The following is a 21703-nucleotide window of genomic DNA, read 5'->3' on the forward strand; positions in this document are numbered from 1 at the left end:
CGGGAGTGCAAACCAGCCCAAAGAAGCGCAAGAGTTCACAAATGTCACCATTCAGACAGTGCAAATGACTTTTAAACTTCTCGCTTTTGATAGCAGATAGTGCAGGCAGCCATTGGTTGCAATGTGCTTTGACAAGGGCAACCCTTGCCTGGGAGTTGGTAGTTTCATGCAGAAGCAGTACGAGTGGCAGTTTTTCCGCGCCGGCGAGGTGGACCAGGTGGTGATTCGCACGGGACAGGACATTGCCCATATTGGTGAGCTGGATCAGAAACTGTGGGTGGCTCTGGCCTGTCCCACGCGAGGTATCGAGTTCGACAGCGCAACGCTGGATTTGATTGACGAAAGCAAGGACGGGCGTATTCGCCCCCCGGAGCTGGTGGCCGCCTGTGAATGGGCCGTGGCAAGAGTGCGTGATCCGCAGGTTCTGGCAGAGGGCGGCGATGTGCTGCAACTGAACAGCATCAACGATGCGACGGAGGAAGGCGCGCTGTTGCTGGCAGAGGCCAGACGCGTGCTGGAACTCGCGGGCCTGCCCGATGCCCAGTCCATCACGCTGGCCCAGGTGCAGGAGCGCATGGCTTCGCTGCAGGCCCTGCGTTTCAATGGCGACGGCGTCGTCAGTGCAGCCACGGCCGAAGGCGACGAGGCCCTGGCCGGTCTGATTGCGCGCATTCAGGAGCTTTACGGCGCGGTGGACGGCAGCGATGGCGTTCCAGGCATCGATCGCAGCAAGGCCGAGGCCTTCTGGGAAGACGTGCAAGCCCTGCAGACCTGGTTTGCCCAGGCGGCAGAGCTGGGTTGCAATCTGCAGCCGCGCGCACTCGCGCTGGCGGCTGCGGAGGCCGTGAACGCAGTGCAGGCCAAAGTCGATGACTTTTTTGCCCGCACGCGCCTGGTGGAGTTCGATGCCAATGCACGTGCGCCGCTCAACCCAACGGAAGAAGGCTATGCCGCTTTGGGCGCGCAGGTGCTCAGCAATGCATCGGAGTCTCTGGCCGCGCTGCCGCTGGCCGCAGTGACCGGCGAGCGCAGCCTGCCGCTGGTGAATGGCGTCAATCCCGCCTGGGCTGCTGCCTTGCAGACCTTGCGCGAGCAGGCCGTGCAACCCGTGTTCGGCGAAGCGTTGACGGCGCTGACCGAGGTGCAGTGGGATCAGCTCAAGACCATGCTGGCCCATTGCCAGCAATGGTTGTCGGAGTGCCCGGCCACGCCGCTGGGCGCAGTGAGCGAGGCCGAAATTCAGCAACTGCTGTCCAGCGGGTTGAAAGACGCAGTGATGCAGTTGCTGGACCATGACGATGCCGAAAAAGAGCATGCCGTCCAGGCCATGGCTCTGGAAAAGCTGATCCGTCTGCAACGCGATCTGCTGGAGCTGCTCAACAACTTTGTCTCCTTCTCCCGCTTCTATCGCCGCGAAGGTGCGGCCTTCCAGGCCGGTACCTTGTTCCTGGACGGTCGCAGCTGCGATCTGACCGTGGAGGTTGCCGATGCGGCAGCCCACTCCACGCTGGCCGCCATGGCCAAAACCTATCTGGCCTATTGCGAATGCAAGCGCGAGGGGCAGAAAAAGACGATCGTCGCGGCCTTCACGGCAGGCGATGTGGACTTTTTGTTCGTGGGACGCAACGGCGTCTTCTACGACCGTGCGGGCAATGACTGGGATGCCACCATCGTCAAGCTCATCGACAACCCGACCAGCATAGGTCAGGCCTTTTTTTCACCCTACAAGAAGTTCCTGCGCATGATCGAGGAGCAGGTCGCCAAGCATGCCGCAGCCAAGAACGATGTGGTCAATACCAGCCTCAGCGACAACGCGACCAAGCTGGTGACGGCGCCCAAGGACCTGGCCCAGGCACCTGCTCCAGCGCGCAAGACCGATGTGGGGACGGTGGCCGCCATCGGCGTGGCGCTGGGCTCGCTGAGCGCCGTGATCGTTGGCATCTTCGGCAAGTTCATCGAACTGGGGTCGTGGATTCCGGTGGCCATACTGGGCCTTATCCTGGCCATTTCCGGTCCCAGCATGCTGATTGCCTGGCTCAAGCTGCGTCAGCGCAGCCTGGGACCGATTCTGGATGCCAGCGGCTGGGCCATCAATGGCCGCATGAACATCAATCTGGGCCTGGGCCGCAGCCTGTCGCAGACGGCCAAGGTACCGGTCAACGCCAAGCGCAACATTGCCGACCCTTACGCGGACAGTCACGGCCTGCGCAACAGCCTGTGTGTGCTGGCACTGATGGCAGCCGTTGCGCTGCTGGCCTGGCGCATGCACTGGCTGGACGCCGTGCTGCCTGTCAGCTGGCAGCACGGCTCTGCAGTCGCTAGCGCAGCCACGGCCATGGAGCCAGCTGCACCTGCAGGTGGCGCAGCAGCAAGGTAAGGTAAGTACAGCTGCCTTGTGCATGTGCCAGAGTGCAGATGGATAATCGCCAGCCATGATTTGAAATCAGGGTTAACCCTGATTTCCAGCCCCTGAGAGGGCCACTTTTGTAGCCATCCATCAGCTTGTTGAAGACGCAAAAGCCAAGGGTTTTTGCGTCTTTTTTGCTGGTGCGACTGGAAAAACGTCCATGCGGTTTCGCGTGGCAGAAAGCAAGGCAATGAGCTGGCAAGATTTCAAGCACCAATATCTGGTGCGTTTCTGGTCGCCCGTGCCCGCAGTGATTGCGGCCGGCGTCCTTTCTGCGTATTACTTCGGCATTACCGGCACCTTCTGGGCTGTGACCGGTGAATTCACCCGCTGGGGCGGGCATATCCTGCAGTTCCTCGGTGTCGATCTCTCCAATTGGGGCTATTTCAAGGTCATCGGGCTGCAAGGCACGCCGCTCACACGCGTGGACGGGCTGATGATCATCGGCATGTTTGTCGGCTGCTTCTCGGCTGCGCTCTGGGCCAACAACATCAAGCTGCGCCTGCCCAATCACCGCATTCGCGTGTTTCAGGCCATTGTGGGCGGAATCATCGCGGGCTTTGGCGCGCGTCTGGCCATGGGCTGCAATCTGGCGGCGTTCTTTACCGGCATTCCGCAGTTTTCGCTGCATGCCTGGTTCTTCGCCATTGCCACGGCCATCGGCTCGCTGGCCGGTGCCAAGGTCAGCCTGCTGCCAATGTTCCGGATTCCCGTCAAACTGCAGAAAGTGACGGCACCCAAGCCCCTGGAGCAAAGCGAGGCCCAGGCCAGGCGGCGCTTTCGCATCGGCGTGGCGCTGTTCCTGGCCTGTGTGGTCTGGGGCATCTGCAAGGCTGCCGAAGCGCCCAGGCTGGGCATGGCGATTCTGTTCGGTCTGGCCTTCGGCCTGATCATCGAGCGCGCCCAGGTCTGCTTCACCTCGGCCTTTCGCGATCTGTGGATCACGGGCCGCACGCAGATGGCCAAGGCCATCATCGCGGGCATGGCCGTGGGCACCATCGGCATCTACAGCTATGTGCAACTGGGCATGGACCCCAAGATCTTCTGGGCCGGCCCCAATGCCGTCATCGGCGGTCTGCTGTTCGGCTTCGGCATTGTGCTGGCGGGCGGTTGTGAAACCGGCTGGATGTACCGTGCCGTAGAAGGCCAGGTGCATTACTGGTGGGTGGGTCTGGGCAATGTGATCGGCTCTACCTTGCTGGCGCTGGTCTGGGACGACATCTCGCCCGTGCTGGCAACCAGTTACGACAAGGTCAATCTGCTCAAGGCGCTGGGCCCGCAGGGCGGCCTGTTGCTGACCTATGTGATGCTGGGTATCTCGCTGGCTCTGGTGCTGTGGTGGGAAAAGCATTTCTTTGCCAAAAAATCCCGTCTGGCCGCTGCCGCAACAGCCGTCACTGCCTCGCGCATTGCCTGAATCTCAAGGAATCCATCATGAGTGACTCCAAATACGTTCCCGATTTCCGCCTCGACATGCTGGGCGAGCCTTGCCCATACCCCGCCGTGGCCACGCTGGAAGCCATGCCCAGCCTGCAGCCGGGCCAGATTCTGGAAGTGGTCTCGGACTGCCCGCAGTCCATCAACAATATTCCGCTGGATGCCAGGAATCACGGCTATGAGGTGCTGGAGATTCAGCAGGACGGGCCGACGATTCGATACCTGATCAGGAAGTAACTCCCCCTGAGGCGCTGCGCGCCTTCCCCCTCTCTGCTTCGCGGAGGGGGACGACAGCCTCGCTGCGCGGCGGCACTGGCTTGCTGTCCCCTTGTTGGGTTGTGCCAGTTTTAGGCGCTGTGCCTTGCATCATTGTTTGAGATTTCGCCATGACACAAAAAATTATCATCATCGTTCACGCCGCGCCCTATGGCAGCGAGCGCTGCCTGTCGGCGCTGCGCGTGGCGACGGCCTTGCGCGGCCATGATTCCAGGCCTGAGGTGAAAGTCTTTTTGATGTCCGACGCCACCGTGGTCGGCCTGCCCAATCAGCACGATGGCGCGGGCAGCGGTCTGCAGGCCATGGTCGAGCATCTGGTTGCCGAGGGCGTGAGCGTCAGGTTGTGTCGCACCTGCGCGCTGGCGCGAGGCCTGGCCGAGCTGACACTGATTGCCGGCGTGGAAATCGGTACTCTGCCTGAACTGGCCGACTGGACGCTGGCGGCCGACAAGGTCATCACCCTCTAAGAAAGAAGCTCGCACCAACGTTCAATATCGCCCGCATGGTTGCGGTATTGAAGGCTGGGGCAGCAGCTGTCCTGGGGTGCGGCTCTGCACTCACCGAAGCATCTTGGATGTCCATGTATTCAAAGTGTGGTTTTACCGGCATGGCCAATGAGCGCACCCGCCAGAAGGCCCCGCTGTTGTCGGATGTGATGCTCAAGCTGGAGGGCGGGCAGGCTTGAATCCGCAGAGTCTCTGTGGGTCTGGTTTGCTATTAAAAAGGTAGCTATTTACGACGTCATTCATTGATTTCAATATGAAATTCCGTTGAAAACAATGAATGGCTTGCGCAGTCAGCTCATTTTTATGTATGAGGCAGACTCACGGCCGACAGCAGCGGCATGCCGGTGCGGCGCGTGAATTCCTCGTAGCTGATGGGCGGGCCCATGCGGGTGTCGGCACTATTGGCCTGCCAGTACACCCAGCTCTTGCCGGTGCTGGCGTCATAGACCAGCTTGAAGAGGTAGTCGGGCACCGCCACCTTGCTCTCACCGATGGTGGAGGCGTTTTTGTTGAAGACAGGGCCGGTGAAGACAAAGACATCGCCCCGGGCGCGCAGCGCATATTTGCGCGTGGCCTGTTCCACCTGGCTCCAGGCACCCGCGTTGTGCACCTGGTTCTGCGGCACCATGTTCGCGAGGCTGAAGCTCTGGGCCATGGCCTCGGGCGTGCTCATGTCGGCAGCAGGGGCCATATGGCCGCGTGAGAACCCGGAGCGTTTGTAGTCGTCAAGCTCGGAGCGCTCGGCGCGCGGCAGGCGGGCGTCGGCATAGAACTTGTCGCTGCGCTGCAAGCCCTGGGCCTGCTGCAGCATCTGGCGATTCAGGCGCTCGGCCACGAACACCGGGGTCTTGGTGCTGCCGTTGTGCAGCACGGCAAAACCCGAAAAGCACAGCTCGCGCTCACGGGGTTGAAGCTGCAGGGCCGGAGCCTTGCCGCCGGGAAAGAACTGGGGGCAGCGGGCAAAGTGCGTGGGCAGGGCTGTGGCCGTGACATCGGCCTTGTCCACCTTGCCGCCCACGCTGGGCGTGTGGGCGCCGGAGCCGGAACCGGAACCGGAACGCAGATCATCCAGATCCGGCCAGCCGTTCTTGCGAAAGGCCTGCAGGGTCTGGCCGAGCGCATCGAGTGCGGGAATATGCAGGGCTGCCAGCGCCTGGCCCAGCAGTTTCTCGGCGGAGACGCTGGGATTGAAGCTGCAACTGGCGATCTGGAAGCTGGCCAGTGCCGCAGCGCCCGCAGACAGGGCAAAGCGCCTGATGCGGGAGAGGCTGTTGCCAGCAGTCCTGGAAGCTTTGCCGCGCTTGCGCGCAGGCGTTTTCTTTTTCTTGGCGGTCGTCATTCAGGCGGCAATGGTACGCCGCTTGAATGCTGCTTGAAGTGAGGTGCGGGCCGCAGGCCGCACTTTATGTGTCCGGCAATGAAACCGTATGTGAACCATAGGCCCAGAGGCCGGCGATTCAGGGGCAGCCTGCGTGCTTCAGACCGTGATATTGCCGGTACTGGCCTGGCGTCAGGCCCAGGTGTTTGCGAAACACATGGCCCATATGTGACTGGTGGTTGAAGCCGCAGTCCAGTGCAATTTGCGGGAGGGGCAGATCAGAGCCTTGGATCATGGCGCGGGCCGCCTGCAGCCGGGTCTCCGTGATCCAGGCATGTGGAGTCATGCCCGTGAGCCGTGTGAACTCACGTAGAAAGCGCAAGGGGCTGGTGCCCACCAAGGCGGACAGATCGGCAATGCTCAGCGGCCGCTCGAACTCGGCGGCAATGCGGTCCAGCACGCGCGCATAGCCGACGCCGGGGCGAGCGTCGGCCCCGCAGGCGCTGCCCTCCTGGCAGGCCATGAAGCGCAGCGCAGCCTGCTCGATGGCCAGAGCGTCCGGACAGGGTCTGAGCAGCAGCAGGCGCAGATGCTGCGCTATCTGAAAGGCTGCGCGCTGACCGTGTCGTGTGACGCGCTGCGATGGCCTGGGAGCGTCAGTCTCATGGACGCCATGGTGCAGCACCAGGTATTCGCCGCCGGTGGCCGACTCGGAAAATACCTCGACGCCCGGCGGCGTATAGCTCAGGGTGCCGGGCCAGGTGTCGAAGTCCACGCGTCTGTCGGAGGCAATGGCGTGAACGCCTTGCTGTCTTTGCAGCGCAATGCCCAGTGCATGCATGCGCACCGGGTCGCGGCTGCTGTAGGGCGCGCGGCCGAGCAAATGGATCTGTACCGCTGGCGTATCGGTTGCCGAAGGCTGAATCAGATGGGTCTTCATGGCTTGCTGAATTTTCATGATAGACGATGGCGGCCGGCTGGCCTCACACTGGCGCTCATGAATCAAGACCTGCAAACAAGCACCGGGCCGCAACGCGTCATAGGCCTGATCGGCGGCATGAGCTGGGAGTCCAGCGCCGAGTACTACCGCCTGATCAACCAGGGTGTCCGGGAGCGTCTGGGCGCGTTGCGCTCGGCCAGGCTGCTGATGTACAGCGTGGACTTCGGCCCTGTCGAGCAGGCCCAGCATGAAGGCCGCTGGGACGATGCGGCAGCGCTGCTGGCCGATGCCGCCCGGCGTCTGCAAGCCGGGGGCGCCGACTGTGTGCTGCTTTGCACCAACACCATGCACAAGGTGGCGGATCAGGTGGCGGCAGCCGTGTCGATCCCGTTTTTGCACATAGCCGACCCGGTCGGGGCGGCTGCGCGCGCAGCCGGTGTGCAGGTACTGGGGCTGCTGGGTACGCGCTTCACCATGGAGCAGCCGTTCATGCGCGAGAGGCTGGAGCAGCAGTTCGGCCTGAAGGTGCTGGTGCCAGGCGAGGTCGAGCGCACGCAGGTGCATCGCATCATCTATGAGGAGCTTTGCGCGGGGCAGATCAGCGATGTGTCGCGCAAGCTCTATCAGCGTGCCATCGAGTCATTGGCGGCCCGCAGGGCGCAGGCCGTGGTGCTGGGATGCACGGAAATCGGCTTGCTCATCAAGCCCGCAGACAGCGTACTGCCGGTGATGGACACCACGGCCTTGCACGCCGCAGCGGCCGTGGATTTTGCGCTACAGGCTTGAACCGCCGGATATCAGCGCGCCGAGCCCGGCTGGAGGATTTCCGGAATGGCGCAATGCGTGCTGGCCTCGTTCATGGCGATGTCATGCTCGTGCTTGGCTACTTCCACCGACATGGCCTGCGGCAGCGGCACGGCGTTTTTCACGGCCAGAATCTCGGCCATCACGCTCACCGCGATCTCTGCCGGAGTCTTGCTGCCGATATAGAGACCGATGGGGCCGCGCAGCCTGGCCAGCGAGGCTTCGGTCTCGCCAAAGTGTTCCATCATGCGCTCGCGCCTGGAGTGGTTGTTGCGGCGCGAGCCGATGGCGCCCACATAGAAGGCCGGGCTGTGCAGGGCTTCGAGCAGGGCCAGATCGTCGAGCTTGGGGTCGTGGGTGAGGGCGACGATGCAGCTGCGCGCATCGGGCTTGAAGGCTGTGACGGCATCGTCCGGCATGTCGGTGACGGTGTTGACCTGGGCCACCGACCAACTGCCCATGTATTCCTCGCGCGGGTCGCAGACCGTGACCGTGAAGCCGTTGAACAAGGCCATGGTGGCCAGGTATTCGGCCAGGGCCCCCGCACCGATCAGCAGCATGCGGTAGCCGGGGCCCAGGTGGTTGACGAGTTGCTGGCCGTCAAACTCCAGCGCGTCGGGGTGCTCGGCCGTCTGCAGGCTGACTTCGCCGCTGCTGCAGTCGATACTGCGTTTCACCAGTGAGCCGGCTTCCAGCTCGGCCACCAGTTGCTGCAGGCTGGCAGCATCGGGATTGAATTCCAGCAGCAGCTCCAGCGTGCCGCCGCAGGGCAGGCCGAAGCGGTGGGCTTCGTCGGCACTCACGCCATAGCGCACCAGCTGCGGCGGACCGTCGGGAATTCCCAGGTTCTGGTTCAGGGCCTTGGTATGGCGGGCGATCAAATCGTCTTCGATGCAGCCGCCGGATACCGAGCCAATGGCACGTCCGTCCTCGCGCAAGGCCATCATGGAGCCCACGGGGCGTGGGGACGAGCCCCAGGTGCGCACCACGGTGGCCAGCAAGGCATGCTGGCCGGCCGAGCGCCAGTCACGCAGTGCCTTGAGTACCAAGACGTCGATATTGTCCATTGCTTGCTTTCTCTGTTTCTCTCGGTCGCTGCAATTTTGAAGCATCAGGCGGGCACCGGGTAGCGGCGCTACCCGTAAATGATCACGCGCAAAAAGGCCTTCCGAGGCCTGAAGGACAGGGAAGGCCGGCTTGTGCAGAGCTGTGCAGCGCTTTGGCAGCGCCTGCTGTCAATGCGCCTGGGTCTGCTTGCGCAGCTGGCCTACCTTGGCAGGCAGGTCCTTCCACTCGTCCACGCCGTACTGGGCACGCATGGTGTTGAGCAGGGTGGCGATCTGTGCATCGCTGAGCGCATGGCGGAAGGCCGGCATGGTGCCCAGGTCGGCATGGGCCGGATGTTGCACGCCTTCGAGCACGGCCATGATGGCGTTGTCGGGCGATGCGGAGTGCAGGCTGGTGCTCAGGGCCAGCTGGGGACGCACGCCGAAGCTGCTGCCCGAAGGGTCTGCCTTGTGGCAGGCCATGCAGGCGCCCTGGTACAGGCGATAGCCTTCGGCATCGAGTGCCAGCTTGGGCTTGGCGGTCTTCTCTTTGATGAGTGCCTTGGCATCGCCGGGGGCGGCGTCGGCCTTGCGGTAGCTCATCAGATAGGTGGCAATGGCGTCGAGGTCGACATCGCTTTGCTGCGACAGGCCGTGGGCCACGGGAGCCATGGGGCCTGCTGCCACACTGTGACGGGCCGAGAAGCCGGTCTTCATATAGTCGACCAGATCCTGCTTGGTCCAGGGCAGGGGCGAGGCAGTCTTGTCCGTCAAAGCGGGAGCATCCCAGCCTTCGGCGCTGCCGCCGCTCAGGTGGAACTCACCCGTTTTCTCGGCGGCCAGGCCGTTGCGCGGTGTGTGGCAGGCGCTGCAGTGACCCAGGCCTTCGACCAGGTAGGCACCGCGATTCCACTCGGGAGCCTGCTTTTCATCGTCCTTGACGACGCCGGGCTTGAGGTAGAGCCAGTTCCAGGCCGCAATGCCGCGGCGCACGTTGTAGGGGAAGTTCAGCGCGGTCTTGGGCGCCTCGTTCTCCACGGCAGGCTCGCTCATCAGAAAGGCGTACAAGGCCTTCATGTCCTCATCCGTCACGCGGCTGAAGGCCGTGTAGGGGAAGGCAGGGTAGAGGTACTGGCCTTCGCGGTCCACGCCGTGGCGCATGGCGCGCTCGAAGGCTTCATAGCTCCAGCCGCCGATGCCGGTCTGCAGATCGGGCGTGATGTTGCTGGTGTAGATGGTGCCAAAGGGGCTGGGCATGGCCAGACCGCCCGCGTTGGTCTTGCCGTTGGGGGCAGTGTGGCAGACGGCGCAGTCGCCCATGGCGGCCAGCAGCTTGCCCTTGGCAATCTGCTGGGGCGTGAAGTCGGCAGCGGGAATGGCTGACTGGGGCGCAATCTCGCCCTGGTGGGTGAGCGCCAGGCCGGCGGCAGCCAGCACGACCACTACGGCCGCACCGCCCGCCAGAATCTTTTGGAACGTTCGCATATCTATGTTCTTTATCGGTGGAGTCACTTGGACGAGACGGCGCCGCTCTTGGCTGCCTTGAGCGCGGCCAGCACGCGGCTGGGCGTGAACGGCACTTCCAGCAGGCGCACACCGGTGGCGTCGAAGATGGCGTTGGCCACGGCGGCGGCGCTGGGCACGGACGCCGATTCACCGGCGCCCATGGGCGCTTCGTTGGGGCGCTCGACCAGCAGCGAGTCGATCTCGGGCAGCTCGTCAAAGCGCAGGATGGGGTAGCCGCCCCATTCCACGGAGGTGACGCCACTCTTGTCGAAGGTGACGAATTCCTTGAGCACGCGGCTGGTGGACTGCACCACGTTGCCGTGCACCTGATGGCGCACGCCTGCGGGGTTGACCATGGCGCCGGTGTCCTGGGCGACAAAGACCTTGTCGACCTTGACTTCGCCGGTTTCGCGGTCCACGGTCACGTCGACCACCCAGGTCGCCCAGGCCGCACCGTAGCCGGGGAACTTGCTGTGGAAGTAGCGGGCATAAGCAAAGCCGCGACCCTTGACCAGGCGCTGATCTTCAGGTGCCGCATTGCGGCGCGCCGGGCCTTCCTGCCAGTTGCACTGCTTCTTGGCTTCGGCAATCAGCGCCACGGCACGAGGGTCTTTGAGGTAGCGCAGGCGGTACTCGATGGGGTCGGCCTTGGCCAGGTAGGCGCATTCGTCGATCCAGGACTCATGGGCGAACACATTGGGCAGGGCGGAGACGCCGCGCATCCACGAGGCGCGCACGATGGGCACGGCGTCCTGGGAGATCACGCGCATCTTGGGGTATTCGTACTGCGGGATGGCAGTGCGGTCGCCCATTTGCTGGGCCTCGATCTTGGCGGACACCTTGCCCGTCAGAATCAATGCCAGCGCCGAGGCGTTGTTCGAGGGGTAGCAGGTGCGCAGCTCGTAGGCAGCCACATTGTTTTGCTCGTCCAGGCCGCCGCGCACGCGAATCAGCTGGCCCGTGCCCTTGGGCTCCCAGCCGGCTTCCTGCTCGCGCATCAGCTGCACGCGCACGGGCTTGCCCACGGCGGCCGACATCAGCACCGCATCCGAGCAGACGTCGTCCGCGCAGTTGCGGCCGTAGCAGCCGGAGGCTTCGAGACGGGTGACGTTGATGTTGTCGGCATTCACGTCCATGAGCTTGGCAATGTCCTTGCACACGTCGTGAGGGTTTTGCGAGCCGGTCCAGACCTGGATCTGGCCGTTACCCACTTCGGCAATCGCGCAGGACGGGCCGATGGAGCCATGAGCGTGATAGGGCCAGACATAGTCGCGGGTCAGTGCAGTCTTGACCTGCTCGATGGCCTGCAGCGCGCCTTCGTCTTCCTGCAGCACGCGGTCGGTCTTGGCGTGGTCCACCAGGGTCTGATGCAGGCCGCTCAGCGACATATCGGGCAGGCCGCTCCATTCCTTCCAGGTGACCTTGAGCTGGCGCATGGCAGCGATGGCCTGCTCTTCACGCTCGGCCACCACGCCCACGAAGTCGCCCTTGACCACGACCTTGACGATGCCGGGCAGATGGGCGATGGACTTCTCGTCCACCGACACTAGGCTGGAGCCCAGCGGCGCCGTGGCATCGGCGCCGGTGTAGGGAGGACGGATCACGCGGCCGTGCAGCATGCCGGGCACGCGCAGGTCGTGGATATAGGTCAGCGCGCCCAGCACCTTGTTGGGGATGTCCACGCGCTGCACCGATTTGCCGATGTACTTGAAGCCGGACTTGCGCAGCTCGATCTTGTCGTCGACCTCGATCTGCAGATCCTGGCCCTGAACCAGCTCGCCATAGCCGTAGCGCTTGCCGCCGGCGATGACAAAGCCTTTCCGGGTGGTGATGCGCTCGGCGGGAACACCGGATTTTTCGCTGGCCAGCTTGATCAGCAACTGGCGCACCTGCGCTGCGGCATGGCGCATGGGCAGGGACGACACCTGGATGGTGTTGCTGGCAATGGTGGGGCCCAGATCCGGGGTGCGGGCGGTATGGCCCAGCACCATGGTCACGGCGGCGAAGTCCACATACAGCTCGTCGGCCACCAACTGGCCCAGAGCCGTGCGCACGCCCGTGCCCAGGTCCACGTGGCCGTTGTAGGCCGTGACGGAGCCGTCGGCGCCAATCGCGATGAAGCTGTCCACCAGCTTGGCCGAGGGAATGGGGAAAGCGCCCTTGGCAGCCGCTTCGGGGGCGGTCTGGGCCATCAGCATATGGCCGCCTGCCACGGAGCCGACCATCAGCATGCCGCCGGCCTTGAGCAGCTGGCGACGGGTCAGTTGAGCGTGATTGTCTTTGGTGAAGAATTTCATGATCAGGCAGCCTTTGCGGTTGTGGATGCGCCGGCGGCGGGGAGGGCCGGGCTGTGGCCCTTGGCAATCAGCTCACGGGCGCGCGCGGCGGCCTGCATGATTTCCACATGGGTGCCGCAGCGGCACAGATGGCCGGACAGGGCATGCCTGATTTCTTCGTCGCTGGCCTTGGGCTGCTGGTTGAACAGGGCGACCAGCGCCATGATCATTCCGTTGGTGCAATAGCCGCACTGCGCAGCCTGTGCATCGACAAAGGCTTGCTGCACCACATGCAGGGTGTAGGTGCGTGCGGTGGCTGGCGCCTTTGTCTCGGCGGCGCTGACATCCAGCACGGCGCGGTCCTGCAGGGCCTGCGCGCTGGCGGCCTTGCTGGCGTCGGGCGACAGGCCTTCCAGCGTGGTGACTTTCTTGCCGTCGACGGCCTTCAGGGGGACGGAGCAGGAGCGAGCCACCTTGCCGTCGATCAGCACGGCGCAGGCACCGCATTCGCCCAGGCCGCAGCCGAACTTGGGGCCGTTGAGCTGCATGTCATTGCGCAGCACATACAAAAGAGGTGTGTCGGCAGCGGCGCTTTGCGCGTCCACTTCCTGGCCGTTCAGAGTGAATTTCATGACGTAGGTTTCAAGTGTCAGTCTTATATATGTGTAGTCAATTATATGACTAGACAAAAATAAAGTGCATTGGCTTGATCTAAAGCAGATTCGATTGCTCTGGTGTGCGCCAGCGATGGGGTAGCCGACCGGTGCCGAGCGGCGGCTTCAGAGTTCCGTTGTGCGGCCCCGGGGCCAGGCAGGGTGCGCGTGGTTCCGCATGCGGCCCGAGCGCATCGGAAACCGTCCGGGCCGCAGCCGTGGCGAGAGCCGGACAGCCAGGCTGTTTGGCAGGGATGACCCTGCGCTCCTGATATGGGGATTGAAGCGCGGGAGAAATGCGGCTTCAATGCACAGACGCCGAAAGCCTCCAATGCACCGGCGCATCGACGAGAGGGTTTTGCGGTCTGCGGGTTTGCAGACATTCATCAGTTCCTGTTCAGGAGAGCCAAGATGGTCAGCAAAAACACGATTTGTCTCTGGTATGAAGGCGAGGCACTGGAAGCCGCCAGGTTCTACGCCCAGACCTTTCCCGATAGCGCCGTGGGCGCGGTCCACCACGCACCGGGCGACTACCCCTCCGGCAAGCAAGGCGATGTTCTGACGGTCGAATTCACGGTCATGGGCATTCCCTGCCTGGGCCTGAACGGCGGCCCTGTCTTCAAGCACAACGAGGCGTTTTCGTTTCAGGTCGCGACGGACGATCAGGAGGAAACGGATCGCCTGTGGAACGCCATCGTCGGCAACGGCGGCCAGGAAAGCCAGTGCGGCTGGTGCAAGGACCGCTGGGGGCTGTCATGGCAGATCACGCCCCGTGTGCTGACCACGGCCATTGCCGACCCGGATCGCGCGGCGGCCAGGCGGGCTTTTGAAGCCATGATGGAGATGAGGAAGATCGATATCGCCGCCATCGAGGCCGCATGGCGCGGTTAGGCAGCCGGCTGCGATAGGAGCAGCGACAGGCCGGCAGGCTGCATTCATCGTCGCGGCACAGCTGCGACGGTCCGGTTCGGCGCAAGGGTGCATCGGAGCGCCCGCGTGCTCTGGCGCACTTTGCCAAGCTTTGAGCGTCCTAGGGCAAACGCTTTGCAGACAGCTCTCCTAAAGTGAAATTGCTTTCAATTTCGACGATTCGGTGCCTGCTGGCCGGTGTTGCCCATGCCTTTTGAATGCCTGGCGGCATTGCACAGGGCGGGCAAGCCGCGGCCATGGCTGTCCGTCGAAGCCCGCATTCACTTGGAGACATGTCATGAACTTTCTCGACGGCCACCTGTTCCCCGAAAACCAGCAACCCCTGATCATCACGGCGGCGCCCTATGCTCCGGGCTGGCTGCCTTCGGACTTCCCCGAAGACATCCCCGTCACCATGGAGGCGCAGATCCAGAAAGCCGTGGACTGCTACAACGCGGGCGCCACGGTGCTGCACCTGCATGTGCGCGAGCTTGACGGCAAGGGCAGCAAGCGCCTGTCCAAGTTCAACGAGCTGATCTCCGGCGTGCGCAAGGCCGTTCCCGAGATGATCATCCAGGTCGGCGGCTCCATCAGCTTTGCTCCAGAAGACGAAGGCCAGGCGGCCAAATGGCTCTCCGACGACACCCGCCACATGCTGGCCGATCTGGACCCGGTGCCCGATCAGGTGACCGTGACGGTGAACACCTCGCAGATGAACGTGACCGATCAGGCCGAAGACGCGGACTTTGCCGGTACCTCGCGCGCCAATCCCACGCTGTTCAATGCCTACAAGGAAATGACCGTGCCCGCCCAGCCGGGCTGGGTGGAGGAGCATGTGCGCCGCCTGACCAAGGCCGGCATCCAGAGCGCCTTCCAGTGCTACAACCTGAACAGCTTCGAGTCGGTGGAGCGCCTGATGCGCCGCGGCTTCTACATGGGCCCGCTGGTCATGAACTGGGTGGCGATCGCTGGCGGCATGGACACGCCCAGCCTGTACAGCCTGGCCAACTTTGTGCGCGCCGTGCCCGATGGGGCCGTGCTGACCGTGGAAAGCAATGTGCGCAACGTGCTGCCCGTGAACATGTGGGGCATTGCCGCTGGTCTGCATGTGCGCTGCGGCACCGAAGACTGCCTGTGGAACCAGACGCGTACCGAGAAGGCCAGCACCGTCTCGCAGATCGAGCAACTGGTGCGCATCTCGCGCGAATTCGGTCGTCCTGTCGCCACCGCCAAGGAGGCGCGTGAGATCAGCAAGATCGGCGTGTTCTACGACAGCGTGGAGGAGAGTCTGGCCGCCAACGGCTTTGCGCCCAACCGGCCCGGCGCCAACCAGGGTTTCCTCAGGAAGACCTCCTGATCTTCCGGGACAGGCTTGCAGGCAAGCCGATCACGGCTTCGCCTGCAAGCGGTCTCTGCTGAACCGACATGCGCAAAAACGGCCTCCGCGATGGAGGCCTTTTTCATGCCCGGATGATTTCGGGCAGGCCCGGAAAAATGGCTCTGGCAAGGCTGGGGTCGGGCCTGAGACAGGCCTGGTGAAGGCGTCTGGGCCGGGGGGGGCTGCGGATGGATGGTCTTGAGCATGCCTCTGGCCAGCTCGCAGCTGTCAAGGCGCGGGAGGTCCGTGATGCGCACGCCGCGCGCCCCACACCGCACGCTGCAGTGCTCGCCAGAGGCTCGCCGAGCAGAGATGCTGCAGGCGCGGTTGACGAGGATCACCATTGTCATATTCAGGCTCGTCAGGCTCGCGCCTGCCATGGCTTACAGCAATGGCAGGCTGTATCTCTGTATCTTGCAGTGCTGTCGCCCTCCCGGGCCTTCGCTCTGTCATCGGCCTCAGGGCGCGATTGGCGCAAGGCGGGGCCTGGTCAGGCGCACATTCATGCAGGAGGTGATGATGAAAAAATAATAGCTGCCTACGCTTTATTTGAAAGCGTTTCAGGCAGCTATGAATTTATCTTCGATGACAGTAAAGCGATGCCAGCTATTGTTTTTGCGCAGTGCTGGTGCGATGCATCGTGTTCCGGCGGCCGGCATGCGGCGCAGGTGGCTGGCAATAGCTGGTCAGAAAAGGGGCAGAAAAGCGGCTCGGATAGCTCGCTCAAAAAGGCTTGTCGCCGATGATGGCAGCGCGCTCCATCTTGCGCGCGGCGGGCCAGTAATCCTGCACGGCGTAATGCTGGGTGCAGCGGTTGTCCCACATGGCGACGCTGCCGGGCTTCCAGCGAAAGCGCACCTGGTACTCGGGGATGGCCGCCTGACTGATCAGATAGTTCAGCAGCATGCTGGCACCGGGCGTCTTGTCCTGACCATAGCGCACGTTCTCGGGCGTGTGGTAGTTGGCAAAGTGGGTGGTGAAGCTGCAGACGTAGAGAATTTTCTCGCCGGTTTCGGGGTGGGTGCGCACGACGGGATGTTCGACCGGGGGATGCTGGCGGCCCAGCTCCAGACGCTTTTCTTCGGGCATGACGGCGCCGAAGCCGTGCTCGATGCTGGACTTGGCCTTGAGGCCGTCAATCTTTTTCTTGATGTCCTCGGGCAGATTGCGGTAGGCCTCGGCCATATTGACCCAGATGGTGTCGCCACCGACGGCAGGGCCTTCGATGCAGCGCAGCACGCAGCCCATGGTCGGGTTCTCGCGCCACTGACCGTCGGTGTGATAGGTGTTCTCGTAGTTTTCGCGCTTTTCGCTGCGGTAGATCTGCACCAGACCGGGGTGGTCGGGGTCGCTGCCGGCCACGGGGTGATCCTCCAGATCGCCGAAGTGGCGGGCAAAACCCACATGCTCGGCACGCGTGATGTCCTGATCGCGGAAGAACAGCACTTTGTGCTGCAGCAGCAGGGCGCGAATTTCCTCGGCCAGGCCCTTGTCGCGAGACGCATCGCCGAGGTGGATGTCGGAAACCTCAGCGCCGATGCTGCAGGTCAGTTGTTCGACTTTCATGGTCTTCTCCTTAGTACCCGGCAAGGCCTTGATGCAGGGCACCGCCGTCTGATGGAAAAATTCTCGGCGCAGCAACGGCCGCAGGGCTTGACCGATCGCGTCAGCTTGTTGCCCTCTTGGGTGTGTGCAAGGAAAACCCTAGGGCCGGGCCTGGAGTGTCTTGAAGTGGACGCATCTGCGCGCCGAACCGTCATATCTGTCGTGATCTACTGGTATCCATTGATTGACTGCTTGTTGTGATATTGATAAACATCAACACCCGAAACGCAGGTTGCCATTAAGGCCTGTGTCCATCCATGAAATCCGGGCCTGTTGCGCAGTACCCGGGTCAACCGTTTTCCTGGTCACGATGAAGCCCCGTATCCGAAGTGTGAGCCTGTGCAAATACGCCAAGGTGGCGAATGAGCTCGGCATCGACCCGCTGCGCATGTTCCGCCAGGTGGGGCTGGACCACAGCTGCCTGAATTCTCCCGACCTCATGGTTCCCGAAGCTGCGTTTGCGCAGTTGCTTGAGGTTTCGTCCGCCCAGGCAGGGCATGCCTCGCTGGGCCTGCTCATGGGCTCGCATTGGCGTCTGTCCGACTTCGGGCCGATCAGCCTGCTGCTGCAGCACCAGGCCAGCCTCTCCAGCATGCTCAAGACCTTCAAGGACTATGACCACATGATCAGCACCACCGTGGGCACGGAGGTGGTGACCCAGGGGCGCTATTCCATCATCCAGCTGAACCTGGATACCGAGCGCGAGAACCCGGGGCGCCACCCGGTCGAGCTGGGCATCACGGCGCTGATGAGCCTGTGCCGATATCAGCTGGGCAGGGGCTGGAGCCCGGCCAGCATTCACTTCTCACACAGTTCGCCAGGCAGCACCATGAGCCATCGCCGCGTGCTGGGCAGCGAGATCGTGTTCGGCTCTGACTTCGATGGCATCGTGGTGAGCAACGAGGATCTGGAGGCCATCGATGCCGATCACGACAGCCTCATGGAGAGCCACGCCCGCAGCCTGATGGAGAGCCATGCGCCGCGGCCCACGACCAGATCGCTGGAGCAGCAGGTGCGCAGCACCTTGCAGTCGCTGCTGCCCCATGGGCGCCACAGCATTGCCCATGTGGCCGGCGCGCTTGGCTATACGGCCCGTTCGCTGCAGCGGCACCTCGAAACCCAGAACACCAGCTTTCAGGAAACGCTGGACGCCGTGCGCAGCCAGGCCGCGCTGCGTGCGCTGCAGAATCCGCAGCTGTCGGTGAGTGAAGCGGCCGCTCAGGCAGGCTTTGCCGAGAACAGCTCGTTCACGCGCTGGTTCAGCAAGCATTTTCAGCAAAGCCCCAGCAGCTGGCGACAGCAGAATCTGAACCGCAGCCTGTCCTGAGGCCTCTGTCCGAATGAAAACGCCAGCCTGGTCGCTGGCGTTTTGCGTTGCGGCTCAGGGCTGGGGCATCGCGGCCAGCCGGGTTGCCTCGGGCTGGGCCTTGGCCAGCAGAAAATCGATGCAGGTGCGCACGGCCTTGGTCTGATGCCGGTTGGGCAGGTAGAGCAGATACATATGGGTGCCGAAAATGCTGAGCCGGTACTCGTCCAGCGTGCTCAGCACCTCGCCCGTGGCCAGCTTGTCCTGCACCACATAGTCGGGCACCAGGCCTACCCCCAGGCCGGCCAGAATGCCGTCGCGCAGAAAAGGGAAATGCTCGGAGATCATGGTGGGCTCCAGCATCACTTCGTGGCGCTCGGTGCCCAGATAGGCGGCCAGGCGTAATTGCCGCCCCGTGACTCCGGCGGTGATCAGCGGGCTGGCGCGCAGGGCATGCAGGGTTTTGGGCAGGCCGTGGGTCTGCGCATATTCGCGTGAGGCGCAGGCCAGGTAGCGCACCGTGCCCAGGCTGCGCGCCACCAGGGACAGGGGCGGCTCCTGGATCACGCGCACGATGATGTCCACATCGTCGCGCAGATTGTCGGCCCGGTTTTCGAACAGCACGTCGAGCACGATGCCCGGGTACAGGCGCTTGAACTCGATCAGCCATTCGCTCATCACGATCTGGCCGTAGCCGCTGGGCACGCTGATGCCCACGCGGCCCTGCAGGCTCTGGCCCAGCGCCGTGATGGCCTCGCGTGCGGCCAGCATTTCGTTGTGGATGTTGCGCCCGTGCTCGTACAGGCGCATGCCGATCTCCGTGGGCTCCACGCGGCGCGTGGTGCGCTTGACCAGCTGCACGCCCGCTGCCTTTTCCAGCTGGGTCAGGTGATAGCTCACATTGGCGCGCGTCATCTTGAGCTTGCGCGCAGCCTGGCTGAGGTTGCCGCTATCAATGATTTCGACCAGCAGGGTCAGCGATTGCGAGTCCATGGCGTGTTTGTTCAATTTCCTTTGACAGTCTGTCAATGATTCATGGGATTGTTAGAAAACATTGTCGTCGTAAAAATAAAGCCCATTCCATAAAGAGATTCAGGAGACTCGCATGACCGCCCAAGCCAGCACCTCTGTCGTCGAACTCAGGCAAGACGGTGACGTCCTGCTCGTCAGCGTCAACAATCCGCCCGTCAATGCGCTGGGCGCTGCCGTGCGCCAGGGTCTGATGGCGGCCATGGAACAGGCCGATGCCAGCGCCGCGGTCAAGGCCGTGGTCATCGTGGGTCAGGGCAAGGCTTTCATCGCCGGTGCCGATATTCGCGAATTCGGCAAGCCTCCGGTCCAGCCTTTCCTGCCCGATGTCTGCAACCGTATCGAGGCCTGCAGCAAGCCCGTGGTGGCCGTGATTCATGGCGCGGCACTGGGTGGCGGTCTGGAGATCGCCATGTCGGCGCATTACCGCCTGGCGCTGCCTGGCGCAAAGCTGGGTCTGCCCGAAGTCTCCCTGGGCCTGGTGCCCGGCGCCGGCGGCACGCAGCGTGCGCCGCGCCTGATGGGCGTCAAGGCCGCGACCGAGCTGATGCTCAGCGGCCAGCAGATCGGCGCCAAAGCCGGACTAGCCGCCGGTCTGGTGGACAAGCTGGAAGAGGGCCCGGACCCCGTGGCCGCGGGCCTGGCCTATGCGCGTGAACTGCTGACCCAGGGCGCGCCGCTGCGTCCCGTCAGCGCCACGCCAGGACGCCTGGCCGACAAGGCCGCCGCCCAGGCGGAACTCGATGCGTTGCGTGCGGACACGACCAAGAAGTCGCGCGGCCTGTTCTCGCCGCTGAAGATCATCGATTGCGTGCAGGCCGCGCTGGATCTTCCTTTTGCCGAAGGCCTGAAGTTCGAGCGTGCCCAGTTTCTGGCCTGCATCGACAGCCCGCAGCGCGCCGGCCTGATCCACGCCTTCTTTGCCGAGCGCGAGACAGCCAAGATTCCCGAAGCCCGTGCCGCCCAGCCGCGCGCCTTCAGCAAGATCGCCATCATCGGCGGCGGCACCATGGGCGCGGGCATCACCGTCTCGGCGCTGGATGCCGGCCTCGTCGTGACCATGATCGAGCGCGATGCCGAATCCATCGCACGCGGCCAGGCCAACGTGGAGAAGGTCTACAACGGCCTGATCGCCAAGGGCCGCATGAGCGAGGAGGCCAAGGCCGCCATCATGGCGCGCTACACGCCCTCGACCTGCTATGACGACATTGCCGATGTGGATCTGGTGATCGAGGCGGTCTTTGAAGACCTGGAGGTCAAGAAAGCCGTGTTCAAGGAGCTGGACCGCGTCTGCAAGAGCGGCGCCGTGCTGGCCACCAACACATCGTATCTGGACATCGATGCGATTGCCGCCGTCACCAGCCGCCCGCAGGATGTGATCGGTCTGCACTTCTTCAGCCCGGCCAACATCATGAAGCTGCTGGAGATCGTCGTGCCAGCCAAGGTGGCGCCCGATGTGGTGACCACGGCCTTCGAGCTGGCCAAGAAGATGAAGAAGGTGCCGGTGCGTGCCGGCGTCTGCGACGGCTTTATCGGCAACCGCATTCTGGCCACTTACAAGCAGGCCGCCGACTACCTGATGGAAGACGGTGCCAGCCCCTACGAGATCGACGAGGCCGTGCGCGGCTTCGGCTTTGCCATGGGGCCCTTCCAGGTCACCGACCTGGCCGGCGGCGATATCGGCTGGGCCACGCGCAAGCGTCGCGCCGCCACGCGCGACCCCAATGCCCGTTATGTGGAGATTGCCGACCGCATCTGTGAAAAGGGTTGGTTCGGCCAGAAGACGGGACGCGGCTTCTACCTCTACCCGCAAGGCGCGCGCATCGGTCAGCCCGACCCCGAAGTGCTGGCGATTGTAGATGCCGAGCGCGCCAAGAAGGGCGTGGCACCGCGCCCGTTCACGGCCGAGGAAATCATGCGCCGCTACATGGCCGCCATGGTCAACGAGGGCGCCAAGGTGGTGGGCGAGGGCATTGCGCTGCGCCCGCTGGATGTGGACGTGACCTTTATCTCCGGCTACGGCTTTCCGCGCCACCGCGGCGGCCCCATGAAATGGGCCGATATGCAGGGCCTTCCCAAGGTGCTGGCCGATATCGAAGCCTTTGCCAAGGAAGACGCGCTGTTCTGGAAGCCTGCGCCGCTGCTGCAGAAGCTGGTGGCCGAGGGGCGCAACTTCGAAAGCCTGAACAAGTAACACCCCTGAGCCGCTGCGCGGCTTCCCCTCTCTCTTCGGGAGGGGACGACGCCATCGCCTGGGCGGCCCCGCCGCGAGGCGGCTCTTGCTCGGCGTCTCGCGCTTGGAGTGCG

18 protein-coding genes are annotated in these 21703 nt (G+C 63.5%); 10 read left to right on the forward strand and 8 right to left on the reverse strand.

Annotation, left to right across the window (positions count from 1 at the left end):
- Window positions 1-166 precede the first annotated feature (166 nt).
- The 4 genes from AAIL66_RS09965 (at window position 167) to AAIL66_RS09980 (ending at window position 4587) form a co-directional block, all read left to right on the forward strand.
- The gene (locus AAIL66_RS09965) at window positions 167-2377 is read left to right on the forward strand and encodes a hypothetical protein (RefSeq protein ID WP_343496626.1); all 2211 of its coding nucleotides are present in this window, start codon (window positions 167-169) and stop codon (window positions 2375-2377) included.
- 190 nt (window positions 2378-2567) lie between these two features.
- Entirely contained in the window at window positions 2568-3824 is a 1257-nt protein-coding gene (gene yedE, locus AAIL66_RS09970; protein WP_343496627.1) for a selenium metabolism membrane protein YedE/FdhT, read from the forward strand.
- 17 nt (window positions 3825-3841) lie between these two features.
- Complete coding sequence (gene yedF, locus AAIL66_RS09975; RefSeq protein ID WP_034358126.1) at window positions 3842-4081, forward strand: sulfurtransferase-like selenium metabolism protein YedF; 240 nt, start codon at window positions 3842-3844, stop codon at window positions 4079-4081.
- Between the two features lie 149 nt (window positions 4082-4230).
- Window positions 4231-4587 carry a DsrE family protein gene (locus AAIL66_RS09980; protein WP_063665030.1) on the forward strand — a complete coding sequence of 119 codons (357 nt, stop codon included), beginning with the start codon at window positions 4231-4233 and terminating at the stop codon, window positions 4585-4587.
- A 340-nt stretch (window positions 4588-4927) separates the two neighbouring features.
- Here AAIL66_RS09980 and AAIL66_RS09985 read toward each other — a convergent pair whose 3' ends face one another.
- Both AAIL66_RS09985 and AAIL66_RS09990 read right to left on the reverse strand, forming a co-directional pair.
- Complete coding sequence (locus AAIL66_RS09985) at window positions 4928-5965, reverse strand: DNA/RNA non-specific endonuclease (protein ID WP_343496628.1); 1038 nt, start codon at window positions 5963-5965, stop codon at window positions 4928-4930.
- 118 nt (window positions 5966-6083) lie between these two features.
- Entirely contained in the window at window positions 6084-6884 is an 801-nt protein-coding gene (locus AAIL66_RS09990; RefSeq protein WP_343496651.1) for an AraC family transcriptional regulator, read from the reverse strand.
- 57 nt (window positions 6885-6941) lie between these two features.
- Here AAIL66_RS09990 and AAIL66_RS09995 point away from each other — a divergent pair, with 57 nt between their 5' ends.
- Window positions 6942-7670 carry an aspartate/glutamate racemase family protein gene (locus AAIL66_RS09995; protein ID WP_343496629.1) on the forward strand — a complete coding sequence of 243 codons (729 nt, stop codon included), beginning with the start codon at window positions 6942-6944 and terminating at the stop codon, window positions 7668-7670.
- Between the two features lie 11 nt (window positions 7671-7681).
- Here the strand turns inward: AAIL66_RS09995 and AAIL66_RS10000 are convergent, their stop codons facing one another.
- The 4 genes from AAIL66_RS10000 to AAIL66_RS10015 all read right to left on the reverse strand — a co-directional run bounded on the left by AAIL66_RS10000 (window position 7682) and on the right by AAIL66_RS10015 (window position 13148).
- Entirely contained in the window at window positions 7682-8755 is a 1074-nt protein-coding gene (locus AAIL66_RS10000) for an XdhC family protein (protein WP_343496630.1), read from the reverse strand.
- Between the two features lie 168 nt (window positions 8756-8923).
- Window positions 8924-10219: a cytochrome c gene (locus tag AAIL66_RS10005; protein WP_343496631.1), complete on the reverse strand. Its 1296-nt coding sequence runs from the start codon at window positions 10217-10219 to the stop codon at window positions 8924-8926.
- A 23-nt stretch (window positions 10220-10242) separates the two neighbouring features.
- Window positions 10243-12537: a molybdopterin cofactor-binding domain-containing protein gene (locus AAIL66_RS10010; RefSeq protein WP_343496632.1), complete on the reverse strand. Its 2295-nt coding sequence runs from the start codon at window positions 12535-12537 to the stop codon at window positions 10243-10245.
- A gap of 2 nt (window positions 12538-12539) precedes the next feature.
- Window positions 12540-13148: a (2Fe-2S)-binding protein gene (locus tag AAIL66_RS10015; RefSeq protein WP_012839568.1), complete on the reverse strand. Its 609-nt coding sequence runs from the start codon at window positions 13146-13148 to the stop codon at window positions 12540-12542.
- Window positions 13149-13580: 432 nt separating this feature from the next.
- Here AAIL66_RS10015 and AAIL66_RS10020 point away from each other — a divergent pair, with 432 nt between their 5' ends.
- From AAIL66_RS10020 to AAIL66_RS10030, 3 genes are all read left to right on the forward strand, one after another.
- The gene (locus AAIL66_RS10020; protein ID WP_003062636.1) at window positions 13581-14060 is read left to right on the forward strand and encodes a VOC family protein; all 480 of its coding nucleotides are present in this window, start codon (window positions 13581-13583) and stop codon (window positions 14058-14060) included.
- A 316-nt stretch (window positions 14061-14376) separates the two neighbouring features.
- On the forward strand, window positions 14377-15435 hold the full coding sequence (locus tag AAIL66_RS10025; RefSeq protein WP_034356064.1) for a 3-keto-5-aminohexanoate cleavage protein: 1059 nt from the start codon (window positions 14377-14379) through the stop codon (window positions 15433-15435).
- Between the two features lie 209 nt (window positions 15436-15644).
- The gene (locus AAIL66_RS10030) at window positions 15645-16202 is read left to right on the forward strand and encodes a hypothetical protein (RefSeq protein WP_343496633.1); all 558 of its coding nucleotides are present in this window, start codon (window positions 15645-15647) and stop codon (window positions 16200-16202) included.
- On the opposite strand, the gene AAIL66_RS10035 is transcribed toward AAIL66_RS10030, so the two are convergent.
- Window positions 16180-17022, reverse strand: a complete 843-nt coding sequence (locus AAIL66_RS10035) for a TauD/TfdA family dioxygenase (protein ID WP_003062631.1) — start codon at window positions 17020-17022, stop codon at window positions 16180-16182. The two genes, AAIL66_RS10030 and AAIL66_RS10035, sit on opposite strands and share 23 nt — an antisense overlap.
- Window positions 17023-17371: 349 nt before the next feature.
- Here AAIL66_RS10035 and AAIL66_RS10040 point away from each other — a divergent pair, with 349 nt between their 5' ends.
- Window positions 17372-18388, forward strand: coding sequence for an AraC family transcriptional regulator (locus AAIL66_RS10040; protein WP_034392133.1), 1017 nt, complete (start codon window positions 17372-17374; stop codon window positions 18386-18388).
- Window positions 18389-18442: 54 nt separating this feature from the next.
- On the opposite strand, the gene AAIL66_RS10045 is transcribed toward AAIL66_RS10040, so the two are convergent.
- Window positions 18443-19360, reverse strand: coding sequence for a LysR family transcriptional regulator (locus AAIL66_RS10045; protein ID WP_034356056.1), 918 nt, complete (start codon window positions 19358-19360; stop codon window positions 18443-18445).
- A 112-nt stretch (window positions 19361-19472) separates the two neighbouring features.
- Here AAIL66_RS10045 and AAIL66_RS10050 point away from each other — a divergent pair, with 112 nt between their 5' ends.
- Window positions 19473-21590: a 3-hydroxyacyl-CoA dehydrogenase NAD-binding domain-containing protein gene (locus AAIL66_RS10050; RefSeq protein ID WP_343496634.1), complete on the forward strand. Its 2118-nt coding sequence runs from the start codon at window positions 19473-19475 to the stop codon at window positions 21588-21590.
- Window positions 21591-21703 lie beyond the last annotated feature (113 nt).

The organism is Comamonas sp. F1-6 (assembly GCF_039581415.1).
Lineage (GTDB): Bacteria > Pseudomonadota > Gammaproteobacteria > Burkholderiales > Burkholderiaceae_C > Comamonas > Comamonas thiooxydans.